This window comes from Streptomyces sp. NPDC030799, assembly GCF_055572255.1.
Map to the genome: position 1 here is coordinate 496826 of NZ_JBVIDS010000003.1, position 20605 is coordinate 517430.

The 20605-nt window shown below is 71.7% G+C and carries 15 protein-coding genes and 1 pseudogene; 5 read left to right on the forward strand and 11 right to left on the reverse strand.

Annotated features, from left to right (window positions below; translation table 11 throughout):
• Window positions 1-12 precede the first annotated feature (12 nt).
• Window positions 13-1470, reverse strand: a complete 1458-nt coding sequence (locus ACZ41I_RS09780; RefSeq protein ID WP_468513727.1) for a sensor histidine kinase — start codon at window positions 1468-1470, stop codon at window positions 13-15.
• Window positions 1467-2171: a response regulator transcription factor gene (locus ACZ41I_RS09785; protein WP_399769449.1), complete on the reverse strand. Its 705-nt coding sequence runs from the start codon at window positions 2169-2171 to the stop codon at window positions 1467-1469. Before ACZ41I_RS09785 ends, ACZ41I_RS09780 begins: the two co-directional genes overlap by 4 nt.
• 265 nt (window positions 2172-2436) lie before the next feature.
• Between ACZ41I_RS09785 and ACZ41I_RS09790 the strand changes: the two are divergent.
• A pseudogene (locus ACZ41I_RS09790) lies at window positions 2437-3931 on the forward strand (MFS transporter).
• Window positions 3932-3963: 32 nt separating this feature from the next.
• Here ACZ41I_RS09790 and ACZ41I_RS09795 read toward each other — a convergent pair.
• From ACZ41I_RS09795 to ACZ41I_RS09805, 3 genes are all read right to left on the reverse strand, one after another.
• Window positions 3964-8106, reverse strand: a complete 4143-nt coding sequence (locus ACZ41I_RS09795) for a molybdopterin-dependent oxidoreductase (protein ID WP_468513728.1) — start codon at window positions 8104-8106, stop codon at window positions 3964-3966.
• 185 nt (window positions 8107-8291) lie between these two features.
• Entirely contained in the window at window positions 8292-9146 is an 855-nt protein-coding gene (locus tag ACZ41I_RS09800; RefSeq protein ID WP_468513729.1) for an isocitrate lyase/PEP mutase family protein, read from the reverse strand.
• Window positions 9147-9187: 41 nt separating this feature from the next.
• A complete protein-coding gene (locus tag ACZ41I_RS09805) occupies window positions 9188-10549 on the reverse strand; it encodes a bifunctional transcriptional activator/DNA repair enzyme AdaA (protein ID WP_468513730.1) in 1362 nt (453 codons plus the stop codon).
• 213 nt (window positions 10550-10762) lie between these two features.
• Between ACZ41I_RS09805 and cpt the strand changes: the two genes are divergently transcribed.
• The gene (gene cpt / locus ACZ41I_RS09810; protein WP_363220752.1) at window positions 10763-11377 is read left to right on the forward strand and encodes a chloramphenicol phosphotransferase CPT; all 615 of its coding nucleotides are present in this window, start codon (window positions 10763-10765) and stop codon (window positions 11375-11377) included.
• Here cpt and ACZ41I_RS09815 read toward each other — a convergent pair.
• Window positions 11291-11926: a DUF1345 domain-containing protein gene (locus ACZ41I_RS09815; RefSeq protein WP_399769458.1), complete on the reverse strand. Its 636-nt coding sequence runs from the start codon at window positions 11924-11926 to the stop codon at window positions 11291-11293. The two genes, cpt and ACZ41I_RS09815, sit on opposite strands and share 87 nt — an antisense overlap.
• 33 nt (window positions 11927-11959) lie before the next feature.
• Here ACZ41I_RS09815 and ACZ41I_RS09820 point away from each other — a divergent pair, with 33 nt between their 5' ends.
• Entirely contained in the window at window positions 11960-12754 is a 795-nt protein-coding gene (locus ACZ41I_RS09820; protein WP_468513731.1) for a PIG-L deacetylase family protein, read from the forward strand.
• A gap of 18 nt (window positions 12755-12772) precedes the next feature.
• Here ACZ41I_RS09820 and argS read toward each other — a convergent pair whose 3' ends face one another.
• The 4 genes from argS to htpG form a co-directional block, all read right to left on the reverse strand.
• The gene (gene argS, locus ACZ41I_RS09825; protein WP_468513732.1) at window positions 12773-14434 is read right to left on the reverse strand and encodes an arginine--tRNA ligase; all 1662 of its coding nucleotides are present in this window, start codon (window positions 14432-14434) and stop codon (window positions 12773-12775) included.
• A 109-nt stretch (window positions 14435-14543) separates the two neighbouring features.
• Window positions 14544-15719: a DSD1 family PLP-dependent enzyme gene (locus tag ACZ41I_RS09830; protein WP_468513733.1), complete on the reverse strand. Its 1176-nt coding sequence runs from the start codon at window positions 15717-15719 to the stop codon at window positions 14544-14546.
• A 69-nt stretch (window positions 15720-15788) separates the two neighbouring features.
• Window positions 15789-16445, reverse strand: coding sequence for a transcriptional regulator (locus ACZ41I_RS09835; protein ID WP_399769467.1), 657 nt, complete (start codon window positions 16443-16445; stop codon window positions 15789-15791).
• 152 nt (window positions 16446-16597) lie between these two features.
• Window positions 16598-18502, reverse strand: coding sequence for a molecular chaperone HtpG (htpG, locus tag ACZ41I_RS09840; protein ID WP_468513734.1), 1905 nt, complete (start codon window positions 18500-18502; stop codon window positions 16598-16600).
• Window positions 18503-18717: 215 nt separating this feature from the next.
• Here htpG and ACZ41I_RS09845 point away from each other — a divergent pair, with 215 nt between their 5' ends.
• Both ACZ41I_RS09845 and ACZ41I_RS09850 read left to right on the forward strand, forming a co-directional pair.
• Window positions 18718-19068, forward strand: coding sequence for a DUF1330 domain-containing protein (locus ACZ41I_RS09845; RefSeq protein WP_363220146.1), 351 nt, complete (start codon window positions 18718-18720; stop codon window positions 19066-19068).
• Window positions 19069-19094: 26 nt separating this feature from the next.
• On the forward strand, window positions 19095-19442 hold the full coding sequence (locus tag ACZ41I_RS09850; protein ID WP_468513735.1) for a VOC family protein: 348 nt from the start codon (window positions 19095-19097) through the stop codon (window positions 19440-19442).
• A 284-nt stretch (window positions 19443-19726) separates the two neighbouring features.
• Here ACZ41I_RS09850 and ACZ41I_RS09855 read toward each other — a convergent pair whose 3' ends face one another.
• Window positions 19727-20392 (reverse strand): acetate uptake transporter, encoded by a 666-nt coding sequence (locus ACZ41I_RS09855; protein WP_363219807.1) that lies wholly within the window; start codon window positions 20390-20392, stop codon window positions 19727-19729.
• Window positions 20393-20605 lie beyond the last annotated feature (213 nt).

Below are 20605 nucleotides of genomic sequence, written 5' to 3' on the forward strand. Positions count from 1 at the left end.
CCGCGGGGGAGGCTACGGAGCGTCTTTGGGGAAACTCTGTGACCGGTTTGCCCCGGCTGTGCCGATGAGCCAGTTCCGCCGGTCCGGCAGTCGGCCACCGCCCGAGGGCAGCCGTACGGCGAAGCGGGCGCCGACCCCGTCGGGTCCGTCCGTCACCGTGACACTCCCCCGGTGCAGCGCCGCCTGCTGGGCGACCAGGGTCAGGCCGAGCCCGGAACCCGCGCTGTCCGGGCCGCGCTGGAACCGCTCGAAGATCCGGTTCCGGGCGGCGGGCGGCACGCCGGGCCCCTGGTCGTCCACCGTGATCGCGACCTGGTCCGAGGTGGCGCTCGCGCCCACCCGCACCCGCGCCCGGCCGCGCGCGTCCCGACCGTGGGCCAGGGCGTTGCCGAGCAGGTTGTCCAGGAGCAGCCTGAGGCCGGGCTCCCAGCCGTGCACGGTGAGTCCGGGCGCGGCGTCCAGGATGATCTCGGCGTCCGGGGCCCGGCGGCGGGCGTCGGCGACGGCGGCGTCCGCCACGTCGGCGAGGTCGACGGGGCGGAACGCCTCCGCCTCCACCAGGTCCCCGCGGCCCAGCTCGCGCAGCATCACCAACAGGCCGAGCAGCCGGGCGTGTTCGCGCCGCAGGTCGGCGAGGACCTCGGCGCGGTCCGTTTCGGGCAGGCCCGGGTGGTCGGCGAGGATGTCGAGGTTGGTGCCCATGCTCATCAGCGGCGTGCGCAGTTCGTGCGCCGCGGCGGCGGAGAAGGAGCGGGCGGTGTCCAGGGCCTCGGCGGTGCGGGCGGCCTGTTCGTCGTAGCGGGCGAGGACGGTCCGCAGGGTGGCGGCCAGCTCGTCGACCTCGGTCACTCCGGTGCGCCGGTCGGCCGGCCGGGCGCTGCTGGTGCGCGGGTCGAGCCCGGCGGTGCGGCGGGTGAGACGGCGCAGCGGGGCGCTCGCACCGGCGGCCAGGCCCCAGGCGAGCAGGCCGGACAGGGGCGCGGCGAGGAGCGCGGCGAGGAGCACGCGGCGTCGCACGAGCCGGAGCTGGGTGCGGTCGGCGGTGTCGGTGGCGAAGACCCACAGGGTGCCGGTGGTGCCCCGGACGGGCCGGGCCAGGGCTCGCCAGCTGCGGGCGCCGTCGCGGACGGTGACCGGGCCGGCGGGCCGGGGCGGGAGGGTCACGGACGGGCCGGGCTGGGGGCCGCCGCTGAAGTCGGCGTGCGGTCCGACGACGCGTACGCCGACGTCGAGGGCCGCGGTGAACAGCTTTCGCTCCCTGGTGTCGGTGGCCTTGGGCCGGTCGTTCTCCGAGGCCCGCAGCAGCGACCGGGCGTCCGGGGCGACGGCCGCGGCCCGCTGGCGCAGGTGCTGGTCCTCGGTGTGGTGCAGATCGCGGGCGACCAGGTTGAGCAGCAGCCAGCCGGAGGCCAGGACCAGCAGCGGGACGGTGCAGCCGACGGCGAGGCCGATACGGGTCGAGAGTCTCACGGCGTGTCCCGGGCCTCCCTGAGCACAAAGCCGACTCCGCGCACGGTGTGGATCAGCCGGGAGCCTCCGTCCGCCTCCAGCTTGCGCCGCAGATAGCTGACGAAGGTGTCGACGGCGTCGGTGCGCACGTCGAAGTCGTAGCCCCACACGCGTTCCAGGAGCTGGTCGCGGGTCAGCACGAGTCCGGCGTTGCGGGCCAGCACCTCCAGGAGTTCGAACTCGCGACGGGTCAGATCCAGCGTGTGGCCGTCCCGCTCGGCGGTGCGCGCCGCCGGGTCGATGAGCAGGCCCGCCACCCGCAGCAGCGCGCGGTCGGCGGGCGGCCGGCGGCGCAGCAGCGCGTGCAGCCGCAGCACCAGTTCCTGCAGGGCGAACGGCTTGACCAGGTAGTCGTCGCCGCCCGCCTGGAGTCCGGCGATACGGTCGGCGGTCTCGTCGAGGGCGGAGAGCATCAGCACCGGCAGGTCCCGGCCCGAGTCGCGCAGCCGGGTGCACACCTCGATGCCGCTCATCCCGGGCATCGACACATCGAGCACCAGGACGTCCGGTGGTTCCTTCTCGATCATGGTGAGCGCCCCGGGTCCGTCGGCTGCGGTGCGCACCATGAAGCCGTTCAGCCTCAGGCCACGCTCCAGCGACCGCCGGATGGCCGCGTCGTCGTCGACGACCAGCACCGCACCGGGGCACGCGTTGTCCCTCATGCGCCCTCCCTCATCGCCCGGTCAGGGTACGTCCCGTCCCAGCCGCCCCGTTCAGCTCCCGCCCGGCGACCGTCCGGAAGCGGTGGGGCGGCCGGGCCGTAAGAAGATCGACAAGGCCGGTGCCCGGAAGCCGATGGCGGCATGCCGCCTGCACATTTCCCGCGCGCTCGAACGGGATGTGTGGCCACGTCGCGGCGCGGGAACTTGACTCGCCCGGGTGCGGTCCTGGTGAGCCGGGTGCCGGCCCGGGGAGAGGAGCGCCCCGGTGACAGCGTCAGCCGCAAGCGGTCGGGACGGGTACGAACCGGACCCGCGCCGGTGGCGGGCCCTGTGGGTCACCCTGGTGGCCGGCTTCATGAGCCTGCTGGACGTGACGATCGTGGCGGTCGCCCTGCCCACGGTCCAACGGGACCTGCACGCCTCCCCCGCCCAGGTCCAGTGGGTGGTGTCCGGCTACGCCCTCGCCTTCGCGCTCGCCCTCGTGACCGCCGGCCGGCTGGGCGACGCCCTGGACCGGCGCCGTATCTTCCTGCTGGCCCTCAGCGGATTCGCGGTCTGCAGCGCGGCGTGCGGAGCGGCCCCCGACATCACTCTGCTGGTGGTGGCCCGCCTCGCCCAGGGACTGGCGGCCGGATTCATGGCGCCCCAGAACTCCGCGCTGATCCAGCAGATGTTCCGCGGCGCGGAACGCGGCCGGGCCTTCGGTCTCTTCGGCACCACCGTGGGCATCTCGTCCGCCGCCGGGCCTCTCACCGGCGGCGCCATCCTCGCCCTGGCCTCCGGTGACCAGGGCTGGCGGTGGATCTTCTACGTCAATGTGCCCATCGGCATCCTCGCCGTACTGCTGGGCCGCCGTCTGCTGCCCCGCACCCGGCGGTCCGGGCGCGGCCATGTGGATCTGCCCGGCGTCCTGCTCCTCGGACTCGGCGTGCTCGCGCTGATGTACCCGCTGGTCCAGGCGGACTCCGGCGGCATCGGCAGTCTCTGGTGGCTGTTCCCCGCCGGCGGCGCGGTCCTGGCCGTCTTCACCTGGTGGCAGCGCCGGCTCGTCGGCCGCGGTGCCCAGCCACTGCTCGACCCGCGTCTGTTCACCACCGTGCGCGGCTACGCCGTCGGGGCCGGTGTCGGCACGCTGTACTTCATCGGCTTCAGCGGCGTCTGGCTGGTCTTCGCGCTCTTCTACCAGCACGGCCTGGGTTACTCCCCGCTCCGCTCCGGCCTCGCCGTGACCCCCTTCGCCCTCGGCACGGCGGGCGCGGCCGTGGTCGCCGGCCGGCTGGTGGACCGGTACGGCCGCCTGCTCACCGTGTGCGGTCTCACGGGTGTGATCGCCGGCCTGGGGGGAACCGCGCTGTTGCTCCGCTTCGCACCGCCCGGCATTGCTGCCTGGGCCGCTGCCCCGGTTCTGTTCCTCGGCGGCGTCGGGGGCGGCTTCGTGGTCTCCCCCAACATCACCATGACCCTGCGGGACGTACCGGTGCGCATGGCGGGCGCGGCGGGCGGTGCCCTGCAGACCGGGCAGCGGCTCGGCGCCGCGGTGGGGACCGCCGCGCTGCCCGGCCTCTTCTATCTGGTGCTCGGCAGAAGTGACGACTACCGCGCTGCCCTCGTCACCGCGCTGGGCGCCGCCCTCGTCGGCATGGCGGCGTCGCTGGCACTGGCGGCGTTCGACTGGCGGCACGACCGGCGGATCCGCCCGCACTCGCCGGAAGTGCCCCGAGGAGGTCGCCGACGGCCCGGTACACACCGGGCAGACCTGACCCCGCCCCCCGTGCAGGACACGATGTGACGGTCAGTACACGTCCCGCACATAGCGCTTGCCGGCGGCGAGTTGCTTGACGTACGCCGCCGCCTCCGTCTCGTCCAGGCCGCCGTGGAGGACGGCGATGTCCCGCAGGGCCCGGTCGACGTCCTTGGCCATGCGGGAGGCATCGCCGCAGACGTAGAAGTGGGCGCCGTCCCGGAGCCAGGACCACAGCAGGGGACCGTGTTCACGCATCCGGTCCTGCACGTAGACCTTGGCGCGCTGATCGCGGGAGAAGGCCGTGTCCAGGCGGGTGAGCGTGCCCTCGGACAGGAACCCGGCCAGCTCCTCCTCGTAGTAGAAGTCCGTCGCGCGGTGCTGTTCGCCGAAGAACAGCCAGTTCGGGGCATGGTGGCCGCGGGCCCTGCGTTCCTCCAGGAAGCCGATGAAGGGCGCGACGCCCGTGCCGGGGCCCACCATCACCGCTGGTGTGGCCGGGTCGGCGGGCGGGCGGAAGTGCGGGGCCCGCTGGACACGGACCGGCACCGGCGTGCCCGGCTCGGCGTCGGCGAGGAAGGGGGAGCACACGCCCTGCCGGGGGCGGCCGGCCAGGTTCTCGTAGCGGATGACGGAGACGGTCAGCGACACCAGGTGGGGGTCCGTCAGCGGGCTGGACGATATGGAGTACAGGCGGGGTTGCAGGCGGCCCAGCACGTCGGCCCACTCCTGTGCCCCGGCCCGGATGCCGAACTCGGCGACCACGTCGACGGCCTGGCGTCCCCAGGACCATTGCGCCAGCTCGCCCTTGTTGTCCGGCCGCAGGAGCTTCCGCAGCTCGCGCGGGTCGCGGGCGCGGCCGGCGGCGAAGCGCAGCAGGTCCGGGGTGATGCGGGTGATGTCCAGACGGCGCAGCAGGGCCTCGGCGAACGGCACCTCTCCCACGCTCTTGACCTGCACGGTCGCGTCCGCGTCCAGACCGGTGACGGCCAGCCACTCGGTCACCAGCTCCGGCCGGTTGACCGGGTGCACGGCCAGGGCGTCCCCGGCCTCGTAGACGAGCGGCGTATCGCTGTCGCGGGTGTCGAAGGTGAAGCGCCGGACCTCCTTGCCCGCGCCGGGCATGCTGAGCAGGCGGTTGCCGGTGAGACGGGCGGTGACGGGAGCGGTACGGTTCGGCCGGGACGGCGCAGGGGCTGCCGGCGGGGACGCCGGAGCGGGAGCGGCAGGGGCCGGCTGCTCGGTCGTCTGCAAGGCGGTGAGTACCTGGTCCAGCCAGGCTCCGGCGGTGGTCTCGTAGTCCGGTTCGCAGTCGGTGCGCGGTGCCAGCCGTACCGCGTCCAGCTCCTCCATGCGCCGGTCCAGGCGGCGGCCGTGGCCGCAGAAGTCGTCGTAGGAGGAGTCGCCGAAGGCCAGGACGGCGTACCGCCTGCCCTTCAGGCGCGGGGCCTCGGGCGCGGCGAGGGCGTCCCAGAATCCGGCGCCGTTGTCGGGGGCGTCGCCGTCGCCGAAGGTGCTCGTGATCAGCAGCAGGTCGGCGTCGGACGGCAGCGCGGCGGGGTCCGCCTCCTCCATGGGCACAAGGGCGGCGGGATGGCCGTCCGCAGTGAGACGCTCCCCCGCCGTGGTCGCGAACTCCTCCGCGTTGCCGGTCTGTGACGCCCACAGGATCACGACCTGGCGGCGCGGGGAGTCGGAGATCGGCCGCGGCTGGCCATCGGTGGCACACGCCGGCTCCGTCCTGGAGTACATCCCGGCCAGTACACCGTTCACCCACAGGGCGTGCTCCGGACTGAACGGGGCGTCCGGCGGCAGCACCGGTACGCCCGGGAAGCCGGAGGGGATGCCGGCGAGGAAGCCGGTCAGATAGCGGCGCTCGGGTTCGGCCAGGACCGGGGGCGGCGCGGGCTCCAGCCCGAACGGGGCGGCAGCGGACAGGGCGGGAAGGGCGGCGGTGGAGGCTGCCATGACCTCCACGGCCGCCGGGAGCTCGGCCGCCGGGAGCGCCGGGGCCGGAGCACGCACCGTCACCGGGGTGGCCACCTTGGTCAGCGACACCGCGCACGCCTTGAACCCGGGCTGGAACGACAGGGGGTCGACGGCGTCGCTGGTCACCGCGTTGACGCTGAGGTACTCACCGAACAGGTCGTTCCAGTGGAACGGCGCGAAACAGCAGCCCGGCCGCACCCGGTCCGAGACGACCGCCGGCAGCACGGCCCGCCCGCGCCGCGAGGCGACCTCCACCGAATCCCCTTCGGCGAGCCCGAGTTCGGCCGCGTCCTGGGGGTGCACCTCGACGAAGGGGCCGGGGTTCAGCTTGTTGAGCTTGGCCACCTTGGCCGTCTTGGTCAGGGTGTGCCACTGGTGCTGGAGACGGCCGGTGTTGAGGACGTACGGGTAGTCGTCGTCGGGCAGCTCCGCGGGCGGTAGGTGCGGGCGGGCGTGGAAGACGGCACGTCCGCTCGCCGTCGGGAACGTCGGCGATCCGTCCTCGCCGAGGTACCGGACGGGGTTGCGGTCGGGGCCGTCGGCGCTCGGCGCCGGCCACTGCACGGGCGTCTGCCGCAGTCGCTCGTAGCTCACACCGCGCAGGTCCCAGCCTGTCGACGGGTTCCAGGCGCGCTTGATCTCCTCGAAGACCTCCTCGGCGCTGTCGTACGCGAAGCCCTTCTCGTAGCCCATCCGGCGGGCCACGGCGGCGATGATCCGCCAGTCCGCCGTCGCCTCGCCGGGCGGATCTGCGGCCGGCCGGGCCAGGGTGAGGTTGCGCTCGCTGTTGATCAGGACGCCCTCGGTCTCGGTCCACAGGGCGCCGGGCAGCACGACGTCGGCGTACGCGTTGGTCTCCGTCTCCGCGAACACGTCCTGGGCGACGACGAACTCGGCTGCCTCCAGGCCCTCGATGACCGTCTTGCGGTTCGCGACGGAGGCGACCGGGTTGGTGCAGATGATCCAGCACGCCTTGATGTCCCCGCCGGCCATCTTGCGGAACATCTCGACCGTGCCCCTGCCGACGCCGTCGGCGCGCAGGGTGCCCGGTTCCAGCTGCCACAGCTCCTCGACGAAGGCCCGGTCGGCGTCGGCGAGCACGGACCGCTGTCCGGGCAGCCCCGGCCCCATGTAGCCCATCTCCCGGCCGCCCATGGCATTGGGCTGTCCGGTCAGGGAGAAGGGTCCGCTGCCCGGTCGGCAGATCGCGCCGGTGGCGAGGTGCAGATTGACCAGGGCGTTGGTGTTCCAGGTGCCGTGCGTGGACTGGTTCAGGCCCATCGTCCAGCAGCTCGTCCACTCCCCCGCCTCGCCGATCAGCCGGGCCGCCTCGCGGATGTCCTCCTCCGGGACGCCCGTGATCTCCGCGACGGCGGCGGGCGGATAGTCGGCGAGGAAGGCGGGCATCGCCTCCCAGCCCTCGGTGTGCGCGGCGATGAAGCGGGGGTCGGTGTGGCCGTTCTCGTGCAGCAGGTGCAGCAGCCCGTTGAGCAGGGCGAGGTCCGTGCCGGGCCTGAGCTGCAGGAACAGGTCGGCCTTGGCCGCGGTGGCGGTACGGCGCGGGTCGACGACGATCAGCTTGGCGCCCGCCGACTTCACCCGGTCCATCATCCGCAGGAAGAGAATGGGATGACAGTCGGCCATGTTCGAACCGATGACGAAGAAGACATCGGCCCGGTCGAAGTCCTGGTACGAGCCGGGCGGCCCGTCCGCCCCCAGCGACAGCTTGTAACCGGCGCCTGCGCTCGCCATGCACAGCCGGGAGTTGGACTCGATCTGGTTGGTGCGCAGGAAGCCCTTGGCCAGCTTGTTCGCCAGGTACTGCGCCTCCAGGCTCATCTGTCCGGAGACATAGAACGCGACCGCGTCCGGGCCGTGCTCGTCGACGATCGCGCGCAGGCGGCGGGCGGTCTCGGCGACGGCATCGGCCACGGGCGCCGGCTGCGGCTCCTCGCCACGGTCCGGCCGGATGAGCGCGGTGGTCAGCCGGCCCGGGGCCGCGAGCATGTCCGCGGTGGTGGCGCCCTTGGTGCACAGCCGGCCGAAGTTCGCCGGGTGCTGCTTGTCCCCCGACGCCTTCAGGACCGTACGCCGTCCGTCCGGTCCCGTGCCGACGTCGAGGACCAGGCCGCAGCCCACCCCGCAGTAGGAGCAGACCGTCCGCACCTTCGTCGTGTCCTCGCTCCGCGAGTCCGGCGCGGCCACGGGCGCCTCCCCTCTGCTGTGCTCGACCTGGTCTCACCTTCCGTGACCGTACGAACCGCTCATTACGTGGGTGTCTCCACCCCTGCTCACCAGGGGTTACGCGCACCGCACAGGGCCTGGGAGGCGGGTGTGAGCGCGGGGCTCCGCGCGCGGGGGAACGCCGAAGACAGACGGTGGGCCGGGCGTCACCGCGCCGCGCGTGCGGCGCTGACGGCGTTGTTGACGGTGCCGAAGTCGGCCGCGCCCCGCATCGCGTCGTAGGAGCCCGTGTCCAGCAGTTCGGCGGCCGCGCGCCGGACGGTCCCGTACGCGGTCTGGGCGAGCGCGGTGCCCACGCTGACGCGGCGGACGCCGACCGCCTCGAACGCCGTCACCGGCGGCGCGCCCGGGCCCGCCATCACGTTGACCGGCAGGGGACCGCGGCGGACCAGCTCGGCCACCGTGTCCAGGTCGACGAGACCGGGGACGAACAGGCTGTCGGCGCCCGCATCGGCGTAGGCCTTCGCCCGGGTCAGCACGTGTTCCACGCGCTCCTCCGCGGCGCCGATGCCGAACAGGAACACATCCGTGCGCGCGTTGATCCACAGGCCGGGCAAACCCGCTTCCGCGGCGGCGGAACGGGCCGCGCGCAGCCGGACGGCCTGAGCGGACACGTCGTGCAGCGGCCCGCCCGGCGCCTGTGAGTCCTCTAGATTGACACCGACCGCTCCGGCCGCGATCACCGCGCGGACGGTGGCCGCGACATCGTCGGCGCCGGGCCCGTAACCGCCCTCGATGTCGGCGCTCACCGGCACGTCGACCGCGTCGGCGATCCGACGTACGGCCGCGGCCATCTCCTCCCGTGTCAGGCCGTGGCCGTCGGGCCGGCCGGCCGACCAGGCGACACCGCCACTGGTCGTGGCGATGGCCCGGGCGCCCGCCTGTGCGATGAGTGCCGCGCTCGCGGCGTCCCACGCGTTCGGCAGCACCAGCGCGCGCCCGTCAGAGGCGGTGTGCAGGGCGCGCAGGGCGTCGGCCAGTTCTCGCTGGGCAGTGTGCATGAGGGATCCCTTCGGTACTGATGGCTGTTGAGTCGGTTCGGTCAGGCGGTCACGGCGGGGAGTCGGGCCACGGCCAGGTGGGTCGCGGCGTAGGCGCGCCAGGGACGCCATGCGGCGCCCGCCTCATCCCCCGGTGTGTGCGCGATCTCGCGATCCACGGCCGGGAAGGCGTCGTCGTAGCCCAGTCGCAGCGCGATCCGGTGCGCGGTGTCCTCGGTGACGCCGGGGACGGTTGCCACGGCACGCACGAAGTCCGCCAGGCAGGAGCCCCCGTCGAACAGCGTGTCGTCCTGTGCGGCGGCCCGGGCGAGGGCGCCGAGCGTGTCCGCCGTGGGCTTCGGCAGTCCGGCGCTCCGCAGGTCGGTCGAGGCCACCGTCCGGGCCGACGGGAAGCGGTGTGTCAGGCCGTGGCCGAGCCCGGGAACCGGCTGGCCGGCGGCCATGATCAGGGCCGCCAGCTGCTCCCGCACGCGCGGCCGTGCGGCGTACTGGCCGAGCACGGCGTCCACGGCGATCTCGAAGGCTCCCCAGGCGCCGGGCACCCGCAGTCCCGGTCGGGCCGCGATCAGCGGGCCGATCCGTGGGTCTCCGGCGAGGGCGGCCTCGGCCGGGGCGGCGTCCGTGTCCACGCCGAAGATCCGGCCGACGCGTTCGACGACATGGATCAGCCCTTCCCAGAACGGCAGATGGGCCCGCAGCAGCAGATGGTCCTCGCCGCCCACACGCACCTCCAGCAGCCCGGCCTCGCCGTCCAGGCTGATCGTGCGCCGGTACACGCCGTCCGCCACGGACTCCACGCCCGGTACGGCCCGCTCGGCCAGGAACGCCAGCAGTGCCGGCCAGTGCAGGGGCGGTGCGAACGGCAACCGCATCACCAGCCCGCCGTCCGCCACCAGCCGGTCCGCCCGCCGGCGCCGGCTGCGCAGTTCCAGCGGTGAGGCCCGGAACACGAACCGCATGTCCCGGTTGAACTGCCGTACGCTGCCGAACCCGGACGCGAACGCCACATCGGCCACCGGCAGATCCGTGTCGTCCAGCAGGCGGCGCGCGAAGTGGGCGCGGCGCGAGCGGGCGAGCTGGTCCGGGGTCACACCGAGGTGCTGGGTGAACAGCCGCCGCAGATGCCGGGGCGACACGGCGAGCCGGGCACCGAGCGCGGCTTCGGTCCCCGTGTCCAGCGCTCCCGCGATGATCAACTGTACGGCCCGGCACAGCAGTTCGGGGACGTCCGCGGCGATGGGCCCGGCCACCCGGTACGGCCGGCACCGCAGACACGCCCGGAATCCGTTCGCCTCGGCCGCCGCCGGGTGCTCGAACGTGCGCACGTTCTCCGCCAGCGGCTTCGACCCGCAGCCCGGCCGGCAGTAGATGCCGGTGGTGACCACGGCCGAGTAAGTCGTCATGTCCCCTTTCTAGGCGATCGGTTGGTCCCGGTGCTGGCCAGATTCGGACATGACCGTGAGCGCCACGTCTCGGCTCGGGCAGTCCGGCAGGGGAGCGCCGCCCGGTCCACGGCATCCGCCACGGCGGCTGTCAGTCCGTGGTGTGTCCCGCCGCGGATGTCTCCCTCGCGAAATCCGTTATGAGCGGTGCCCGGACGCGTCTACCGTGGCGCGGTGACGACTCAGGTGATCGTGGTCAATGGTGGGTCCAGCTCGGGAAAGTCCGGGATCGTCCGGTGCCTGCAGGCAGTGCTGCCGGATCCGTGGCTGGCTCTCGGGACGGACACACTGGTCGATGCGATGCCGACGGCGATGCACACATCGGCCGGCGGGATCGAGTTCGCTCCGGACGGAGAGGTGAGCGTCGGGCCGGAGTTCCGGACGCTGGAAGCGGCATGGATCGAGGGGGTCGCCGCGATGGCCCGGGCGGGTGCCCGGGTCATCGTCGACGAGGTCTTCCTCGGCGGGGCGTACTCGCAGCAGCGATGGCGGAAGGCTCTGGGTGACCTGCGGGTGCTGTGGGTCGGTGTCAGGTGTGACGCCGCGGTGGCCGCAGGCCGTGAGGTCGCGCGAGGTGATCGCGCCATCGGCATGGCCGCCGCCCAGGCGGAAGTGGTCCACCAGGGCGTGACCTACGACCTGGAAGTGGACACGACGCACACGGAGTCGATGGAGTGCGCACGGACCATCGCCGCACATGTGTCAGCCGGTGACCATGCTCGCGACCAGGTTGAGGGTGGTGGCCAGGATGCCGGTGCCGAACACGTAGGACAGCAGTGTGTGCCGTAGCACGATCGAGCGGATCAGCGGGCTGGAGACGGCGGTGTCGGAGACCTGGTAGGTCATGCCGAGGTTGTAGCTGAAGTAGAGGAAGTCCCGGTAGGCGGGCGGCTGGTGGTCGTTGAAGTCGATGCCGCCGGCGGACGCGTCGTAGTAGACATGGGCGTAGCGGGTGGCGTACATCAGATGAAGTGCCGCCCAGGCCAGGAACACACCGGCGAGCGCGGTCGGGGCAGCGGCACGACCGGCTGCGGATCCGTTCAGGAGGAGCAGCAGCACGATTCCGACCAGTCCGCACAGCGAGGCGGCCACCACGACCAGCTCTTCCAGGAGGGGTCGCAGCTCCTCACGCCGGGCGTTGCGGTGGGTCGCGGTGGCGTCCATCGGCCAGAGCACCAGCCAGCCCGTCACGACGAAGACGGCTTCCGTTGTCGCGGTGCCGGCGAGGATTCCCAGCGGGGGGCGCGTCGCCACGCCGACGGCCGCACCGACCGCCGCTCCGACGAGCACCGCGCAGGCCAGCCTGGGAACCGCGGACAGCGGCAGCCACTTGCTCATGCGACACAACGATAAGGGCGTCAGAATGGGTTCGTGACCAACGTCTTGGCCTTTCACGCCCACCCGGACGACGAGGTGTTACTGACGGGCGGCACGCTCGCGCGGGCCGCGACCGAGGGGCACCGCGTGGTGATCGTGGTCGCCACGGACGGACTCATGGACGCCGCGCCGGACGGCGACACGCCACGTCTGGCCGAACTCCGCGCCAGTGCTGCCGCGTTGGGTGTGCAGCGGGTGGTGCATCTGGGGTACGCGGACAGCGGCCACGGCGCGGTTCTCCATCCGGATCCGCCGGACCGGGCACGCTTCGTGCGGGCGGACACGGAGGAGGCGGCCGAACGGCTGGCCGCCATCCTCCGCGAGGAGGACGTGGGCCTGCTCCTCAGCTATGACGCACACGGCGGATACGGCCACCGCGACCACGTCAAGGTGCACGAGGTCGGCCGACGCGCCGCCGAGCTGGCCGGGGTGCCCCGTGTGCTGGAGGCGACCCTGCCGCGGGACGCGGTGGCGCGCCTGGTGAAGCTGGTGCGCGTGCTGCGGATCCCGTTGCGGTTCGACGCGGAGACGGTGCGCACCTGCTACACGCCGCGCGCGGCCATCACCCACACCGTCGATGTCCGACGCTTCGCCGCACGGAAGCGGGCGGCTCTGGCCGCCCACCATTCGCAGGTCTCGGGCACGGGCCGCCTTGCTCCTGTGCTGAGAGTGCTGGTGCGTCTGCCGGTCCCTGTCTTCGGTCGGCTGCTCGGCCGGGAATGGTTCGTGGAGGCCCGCGCGGCGACTCCGTGCGATGCCGTCGCGGGCCTCTTCCGCCCCACCTCGTAACGTCGGCTCCGGGTGCGTCTACATCCGTTCCGGTGCCGAGACGCCCAGCAGCCGCAGCCCGTTGCGCAGGACCAGCCTGCTCGCATCCGTCAGCCACAGCCGGGCCCGGGTCAGGTCGTCCGGAGCCTCGCCGGCCCGCGGCAGGACCCTGCAGGCGTCGTAGAAGCGGTGGTACGTACCGGCCAGCGCCTCCAGGTAGTACGCCACCCGGTGTGGCTCGCGCAGGGTGGCCGCGGTGGCCACGACCTGAGGGAACTCCGCCAGTGTGCCCAGCAGGTCGGCCTCCCGCTCATGGCTGAGCAGGGCGGGGTCGAAGTCCTCCGGGTCGCCCCTGCCGAGACCGGCTTCCTCCGCCCTGCGCAGGACGGAGCACAGCCGGGTGTGTGCGTACTGGACGTAATGGACCGGGTTGTCGTTCGACTGCCGGGTCAGCAGGTCGATGTCGAGGTCGATCATCGCGTCCACGCTGGCCCGCGCCAGCGCGTACCGGGCGGCGTCGACGCCGACCGCCTCGGTCAGGTCGTCGAGGGTGAGGACCGTACCCGCCCGTTTGCTCATCCGGACCGGTGTGCCGTCCTTGACCAGGTTGACCAGCTGGCCGATCAGGATCTCCAGATGCCGGTCCGGATCGTCGCCGAAACAGGCCGCCATGGCCCGCATCCGGCCCACGTAGCCGGCGTGGTCGGCGCCGAGCATGATGACCACCCGGTCGAACCCCCGGGAGGGCTTGTTCAGGTAGTACGCGCAGTCCGCGGTGAAGTACGTCCAGGTGCCGTCGCTCTTGACCAGGACCCGGTCCTTGTCGTCGCCGAAGTCCGTGGTGCGCAGCCAGACCGCGCCCTCGTGCTCGAAGACGTGGCCGCCGTCGCGCAGTCGGCCGACGGCGGTGTCCAAGTCCCCTTGGTCGTGCAGGGCCTTCTCGTTGAAGTAGGTGTCGAAGCGGGTTCCGAACGCATCGAGCGATGTCTTGATCTCGTCGAACATCAGCTCCGTTCCCACCGCCCGGAACACGGCGAAGGACTCGGTGGCGGGCAGGTCCAGGGCGTCGGGCCGCCGCCGCAGCACGGCGGCCGCGATCTCCTCGATGTACGCGCCGCTGTAGCCGTCTTCGAGCACCGGCGAGCCGTGCGCCGCGGCGAGCAGTGAGCGGACGAAGCGGTCGATCTGCACTCCGGCGTCGTTGAAGTAGTACTCCCGCGACACATCCGCGCCGGCGGCCTCGAGCAGCCGGGCGAGGACATCGCCCACGACCGCCCAGCGGGCTCCGCCGATGTGTACCGGCCCGGTGGGATTCGCGGAGACGAACTCCAGGTTGATCCGCAGGCCGCCCAGCCGGTCGGTGTGTCCGTAGGTGTCGCCGGCCAGGACGATGTCCCGGGCCAGGGCGCCGATCGCCGCGGTTTCCAGCGTGATGTTCAGGAAACCGGGGCCGGCGGCCTCGGCCTTCGCGACTCCGGGGGCCGCGCTCACCAGCGGCGCCAGTGCCTCGGCGACGGCGCGGGCGGGCAGGCCCGCGGACTTGGCGAGGTGCAGGGCGACGTTGGTGGAGTAGTCGCCGTGGCCGCGGTGGCGGGGGCGCTCCACGCGGATCTCCTCGGGCATCTGCGCTGCGATGCGTCCGGACTGGATGGCCGTCTGAATGCCGTCGGAGATGACGGCGGCGAGATCTGCTGGAGTCACGTCGCCGACGTTATCGAAGCCGGTACTGCCCATGACATCGATTTTCGAGGCGCGACGCTGCGCGCCCCTCACCGGTGTCATCGCCGCGCCGGTGGTGCGCAACTGGTGCTCACCAGCCGGTGACACGTTCCCAGACATGCTCGATCGCCGGAGCCGGGTCGGCGCGGCGTGTGCCGTCGACGATGTGGTAGCCGCGGTGCTGGGCTGCGGTGGCGCAGGCGTGGTTGGGCAGGATGCGCAGGCGGGTGCCCACCGGCAGGTGGGGCAGGTCGGCGCCGTCGCGGGCCGTGAGGGTGCCGTGCTCCTGGCTCGCCGCCGTCATGACCAGGCCCGGGACGAGGTGGCCGGCGAGGTCGGCGACCAGGCCGTAGCCCTGGTCCTGGGCCTGCGCGGCGGTCCCGCGGTCGCGCGACATGGCCATCCAGCCGCCGTCGGTCATGATCCATCCGTGCTCGGGGCGGTGACCTATGACGGTCACGACCACCGACAGGGCGATGTCCTCGACCCGGCAGACCCCCAGCCCGGCCATGACCAGGTCGAAGAAGACGTAGTTCCCCGCGCGCAGTTCGGTGACGCCGGTGAGGTCCTCGGCGGCGTGGGCGGTGGGCGTGGAGCCCACGCTGACGATGTGCACGGGCAGGCCGGCCGCGCGCAGCCGTTCCGCGGCGGCCACGGCGGTGTCGCGTTCGTTCTTCGCAGCCAGGCGCTGTTCCTCGGCGGTGGCGGCGAAGTAGGACTCGCCCGCGTGGGTCAGGACGCCGTCCAGACATCCCGCGGCGTGCAGGACGCGGCCGATTTCGGGGAGCGCGGGATCCTCGGGCCTCAGTCCGCCGCGGTGGCCGTCGCAGTCGATCTCGATCTGGCTGGGCAGCGGGAGACCCGCCCGACGGGAGGCTTCGGCGACGAACGTCGCCTGTTCGATGCTGTCGAGCAGGATGCGCAGGGTGACGCCGCGGCGCAACAGCGCGATGACGCGCGGGAGTTTGTGGGGGTCGATACCGACGGCGTACGTGATGTCGGTGTAGCCGCCGTCGGCGAACGCCTCGGCCTCCGCCAGCGTGGAGACCGTCACCGGGCAGGGTGTGCCGGGGTGCAGGAGGGCGGCGATGTCGAGGCTCTTCGCCGTCTTCACGTGCGGGCGCAGGGTGACCCCGAGCGCGTCGGCCCGGTCCTTGAGGCGTGCGATGTTGCGCCGCACGGTGTGGATGTCGACGACGGCGAACGGGGTGTCCGGGTCGGCCAGGGTCGCTGGGGCGTGCACAGCGGTGTTCACTGGGGTGCTCACGGAGGGGAGTCCGGCTTCTTCGGGATCGGACGGTCGCGCCGCCCGCTCGGTGGTCATGGAGTGCCGCCGCTACTTCGCGTAGTTGTAGACAGTGGCCCGGGAGACGCCCAGCAGGTCCGCGATGGTCTGGGCGGCATCGCGGGAGTCGAAGTAGCCGTCGCGCTGCAACTGCCGTACGAGGTCCTTCTTGTCCTCCCGGCTCAGCGACCTGGGAGTCGCGGCGCGCTCCGCGGCATGGGCCTCCACCGCGCGGCGCAGTTCGCGCGCGTTGCGGTCCCGGAGGGTCTCCAGGGGTTGCTCGCGGTGCTCGGCCTCCGTGGCCACCAGGTTGGACAGCGCGAGGGTCACCGGGGACAGCACGGACACGTCCAGGTTCAGGCAGAGGGCCGCGATGTACTGCCCCGCGGCGTTCTTGATGCCGATGGACGTGCTCTTGGCGGGGCGGCCGTCGGGGAACTGGTTGGGGTAGTTCTGGATGACGCTGGGGTAGTCGGGGTCCTCGATGCGGGCCAGCCCCAGCTCCGTGGCGGAGTCCCCGACCCGGCGGCCGGAGAGGTTGTTCTCGATCGCCCGGATCGCATGCTGCGGATCCCGCAGATCGTGCAGGACGACCTCGCACAGCCCGGGGAACATGCGCCCCAGCGCCACGGCGATCTTCTCGGCCTCGCGGATGAGATGCTCATCGGCCTCGTCGGGGGCTGCCGCGCTGCGTGCCACTTCGTCCACGGAAAGCCCTCCAGCAAGATCTTGGACTAAATATCCATCTCTGGATGATCAGTCTAGGCGAGACTCCGTGTTTGTCCAGCCGCCAGGGCCGGTACGCAGTCGGCGGCCTGCCCGGCTCGCCGGGCAGGCCGCCGATGTCTGGCCGGTCGGGCTTACAGGGCGCGTTCCAGGCGGTCCGCCATCAGCTTGACGAAGCGGGCCGGGTCCTTCGGCTGACCGCCCTCGGCGAGCACCGCCAGACCGTGCAGGACTTCGGCGGTCTCGGTCAGTTCCGTGCGGTCCGCGCGCTCCTTGTACGCCCGGTTCAGGCCCTTCACCAGCTGGTGGTCCGGGTTGAGCTCCAGGATCCGCTTGGCGCGGGGTACCTCCTGGCCCATCGCGCGGTACATGTTCTCCAGCGCCGGGGTGAGGTCGTTCGCGTCGGAGACCACACAGGCCGGGGAGACGGTGAGGCGGGAGGACAGGCGCACGTCCTTGATGTCCTCGGCCAGCTGCTCCTTCATCCAGTCGAGCAGCCCGGCGTACTCCTCGCTCTGCTTCTCCCGCTCGCCGTCGCCCTTGTCCTCGCCCGTGGCGTCGAGGTCGATCTGCCCCTTGGCGACGGACCGCAGCTTCTTGCCCTCGTACTCGCCGACGGCGTCGGCCCACACCTCGTCGACGGGGTCGGTGAGCAGCAGGACCTCGATGCCCCGGTCCCGGAAGGCCTCCATGTGCGGGGAGTTCTCGATGCTCTGCCGGGACTCGCCGGTGAGGTAGTAGATGTCCTCCTGCCCGTCCTTCATCCGCTCCGCATAACCCTTGAGCGTGGTCGGCTCGGTGTCGTGGTGCGTGCTCGCGAAGGACGCGAGGGCGAGGATGGCGTCGCGGTTCTCCGCGTCGGTGACCAGTCCCTCCTTCAGGACGGTGCCGAACTCCCGCCAGAGCGTGGCGTATCGCTCCTGGTCCTTGGTCATCAGCTCCTTGACCGTGGACAGAATCTTCTTCGTCAGCCGTCGCCGCATCATCTCGATGTGGCGGTCCTGCTGGAGGATTTCGCGCGACACGTTGAGCGAGAGGTCGGCGGCGTCGACGACGCCCTTGACGAAGCGGAGGTACGGCGGCAGCAGGGCCTCGCACTCGTCCATGATCAGCACACGGCGGACGTAGAGCTGCAGGCCACGCCTGAAGTCCCGGGTGAACAGGTCATGGGGCGCGTGCTCGGGGAGGAACAGCAGGGCCTGGTACTCGAAGGTGCCCTCGGCCTGGAGCCGGATCGTCTCCAGCGGGTCGCGCCAGTCATGGGCGATGTGCTTGTACAGCTCGTGGTACTCGTCGTCGGACACCTCGTCGCGCGAGCGCGCCCACAGGGCCTTCATCGAGTTCAGCGTCTCGGGCTCGGGTGTCTCGTCGCCCTGGCCCGAAGAGCTCTCCGGGACCATCCGGATCGGCCAGGTGATGAAGTCCGAGTACCGCTTGACGATCTCCCGGATCTTCCACGGGGAGGTGTAGTCGTGGAGCTGGTTCTCCGGGTCGGCGGGCTTCAGATGGAGCGTGACCGAGGTGCCCTGCGGCGCGTCGTCGACCGGCTCCAGCGTGTACGTGTCCTCGCCGCGCGAGGTCCAGCGGGTGCCCTTGCTCTCGCCGGCGCGCCGGGTCACCAGGGTGACCTCGTCGGCCACCATGAAGCCGGAGTAGAAGCCGACGCCGAACTGGCCGATGAGCCCCTCCGCCCCGGCCGCGTCCTTGGCCTCGCGCAGCTCCTGGAGGAACTTCGCGGTGCCGGAGTTGGCGATCGTGCCGATGAGCTGCCCGACCTCGTCGTACGACATCCCGATGCCGTTGTCCCGCACGGTGAGGGTGCGGGCGTCGTTGTCGATGTCGATCTCGATGTGCAGATCGGACACGTCCGCGTCCAGCGAGTCGTCCCGCAGCTTCTCCAGACGCAGCTTGTCCAGCGCGTCGGAGGCGTTGGAGACGAGCTCCCGCAGGAAGACATCCTTGTTCGAGTAGACCGAGTGGATCATCAGCTGCAGCAGCTGACGGGCCTCCACCTGAAACTCAAGTGTTTCAGTCGGCATGTTCGCGTATTCCTCACAGGTGTTATCGCCGGAAACTGCTGCCAGCCACTGTAAAACACCATGTCAGGGAGCATGAGGCGATATGGCATCGGTGGCTCGATCCAGCCATCGGAGCACCCGCGACACCGGGGGCGACGAGTGGAAACTCATCGCCCTCAGTGCGCCCGGAGGGCAGGATGGTGGACAACCGCAGCCGACCGACCGGGAAGGACCCCATGTCCGCCTACGCGATAGCCCACCTCCAGGAAGCCGCTCCGCACCCGGAGATCGCCGAGTACATCGCCCGGGTCACCGCCACCTTCGAGCCGTACGGCGGCCGCTTCCTCGTGCACGGCACTGCGCACGAGGTGAAGGAGGGCTCCTGGCCCGGGCACGTCGTCGTGATCGGCTTCCCGTCGATCGCCCAGGCACGGGCCTGGTGGGACTCCGACGCCTACCAGGCCATCGCGCCCCTGCGTTCCCGGCACATCGAGGGGGACATCATCCTCGTTCCGGGCGTGAGCGAGGACTACGACGCGACGGTCACCGCCCAGACCATGCTGACGGCCCTCGCCGACCACAGCTAGGCTCGCCTCTCACCTGGAGTACGCCGATGTCCGTTCGCCGTGTCATGCCCGTTGTCCGGTCGGAAGCCGTGCAGGAGAGCCGGGAATTCTACGGCCTCCTCGGCTTCGAGGAGGTCATGAACCAGGGCTGGATCATGACGCTCGCCTCCCCTTCCACGCCGGCGGCGCAGGTCGGCTTCATGACCCGGGACAGGACCGCCCCGGTCAACCCCGACCTGAGCATCGAAGTGGATGACGTGGACGCGGTCTACGCGGTCGTGCGGGAGACCGGCGCGGAGATCGTTCATCCCCTGCAGGACGAGGAGTGGGGTGTACGGCGCTTCTTCGTCCGTGATCCCAACGGCCGGGTGGTCAACGTGCTGAGCCATCGCTGAAGGCGGGCGGGAGCGTCCGTTCGTGGACGGGCCCTCACAGGCCGGGGCGTGGAACGCGGCGATCCTGACGCGAGCGTCGGGATCGCCGGCCATGGCGACGAGTTCGCCCATCGACTCGGTGTCGACCAGGTGGTCGAGCAAGCGGCAGCAGCCCTCCCGTACGGCCGGTTCCTCGGCACGCAGCCCGGCGCGGATGGCGTTCAAGGCGGGCTTCCACCTCACTCGCCATAATTCGCTGCCGCCGGTCCGACCAAAGCCCGTGAGCGGGCTGAGCCGGCAGGGTCTCAGGCGAGGCGCTCGTCCCGTGGGGGCGGGGCCGCGCCGGGCGCGCGGGGCCCGACGGGCAGGAGGGTGCGGCCGTGGGACTCGTTGATGACGGTCGCCGCCGATGTGTACCAGGCGACAAGTCCCGTGGCGATGCCGAACCATCCGCCCACCTGGGTCATGGCGTGCGGCTCCGCTCCCGTCTGGAAGGCGCCGATGGCCAGGAAGAGGTAGGTGGGCGCGAGCAGCGCCAGTATCAGCAGGACGGCGAGGCTGACCCGCAGTGCGGCGACGGCCATGTAGGCCGTGAAGATCGCCCATCCGAGCAGGAACAGACCGAGCGCGTTGTGTGCGTCACCGGCGAGTGCCAGGCGCGGTGCGAGCCACCAGTAGGTCAGCCAGAAGGCCCCGTACGAGACGAACGCCGTCGCGCCGAACGTGTTGCCGCGGCGGAACTCGAACAGACCGGCGGCGAACTGGGCGAGTCCGCCGTAGAAGGCGGCCAGGCCCAGGACCGGCAGGATGGCGGCGGTCTCCTTCAGCAGGTGGGTGTTGACGATCGAGAGCAGCAACGTGGTCAGGGCGAAGCCGGCCAGGCCCAGTGGGGCCGGGTCGCCCGCTACCGTCGGGCGCGGGCCGTCCGCGAGTGGCCGCTCCGGGTGGAGGCTCCTCGTGTCCTCGTTCATGTCCGGCATCCCTTCGACCAGAGCAGAGGACCAGCAGCCGACGCTCGCCGAGCCCGTGAACGTGCTGGTCGGAACCCCGAGGCGGGCTGACGACACTCGTGTGTCGCCTGCGTCTACCTTTACGGAAAGTACCCATTTGTCGTATTCGTTAGGCCTTTCCGGGGCTCGTTTGTCGGCCCGGGCCGGACGACGGCGAGCACCCGGCGCGGGTTT

Bases quoted from the DNA above. Each gene is read 5' to 3' on its own strand.
- ACZ41I_RS09785 (WP_399769449.1), bottom strand. From the start codon at position 2,171: ATGAGGGACAACGCGTGCCCCGGTGCGGTGCTGGTCGTCGACGACGAC.
- ACZ41I_RS09855 (WP_363219807.1), bottom strand. From the start codon at position 20,392: ATGAACGAGGACACGAGGAGCCTCCACCCGGAGCGGCCACTCGCGGAC.
- htpG (WP_468513734.1), bottom strand. From the start codon at position 18,502: ATGCCGACTGAAACACTTGAGTTTCAGGTGGAGGCCCGTCAGCTGCTG.
- ACZ41I_RS09850 (WP_468513735.1), top strand. From the start codon at position 19,095: ATGTCCGTTCGCCGTGTCATGCCCGTTGTCCGGTCGGAAGCCGTGCAG.
- ACZ41I_RS09800 (WP_468513729.1), bottom strand. From the start codon at position 9,146: ATGCACACTGCCCAGCGAGAACTGGCCGACGCCCTGCGCGCCCTGCAC.
- ACZ41I_RS09845 (WP_363220146.1), top strand. From the start codon at position 18,718: ATGTCCGCCTACGCGATAGCCCACCTCCAGGAAGCCGCTCCGCACCCG.
- ACZ41I_RS09805 (WP_468513730.1), bottom strand. From the start codon at position 10,549: ATGACGACTTACTCGGCCGTGGTCACCACCGGCATCTACTGCCGGCCG.
- ACZ41I_RS09815 (WP_399769458.1), bottom strand. From the start codon at position 11,926: ATGAGCAAGTGGCTGCCGCTGTCCGCGGTTCCCAGGCTGGCCTGCGCG.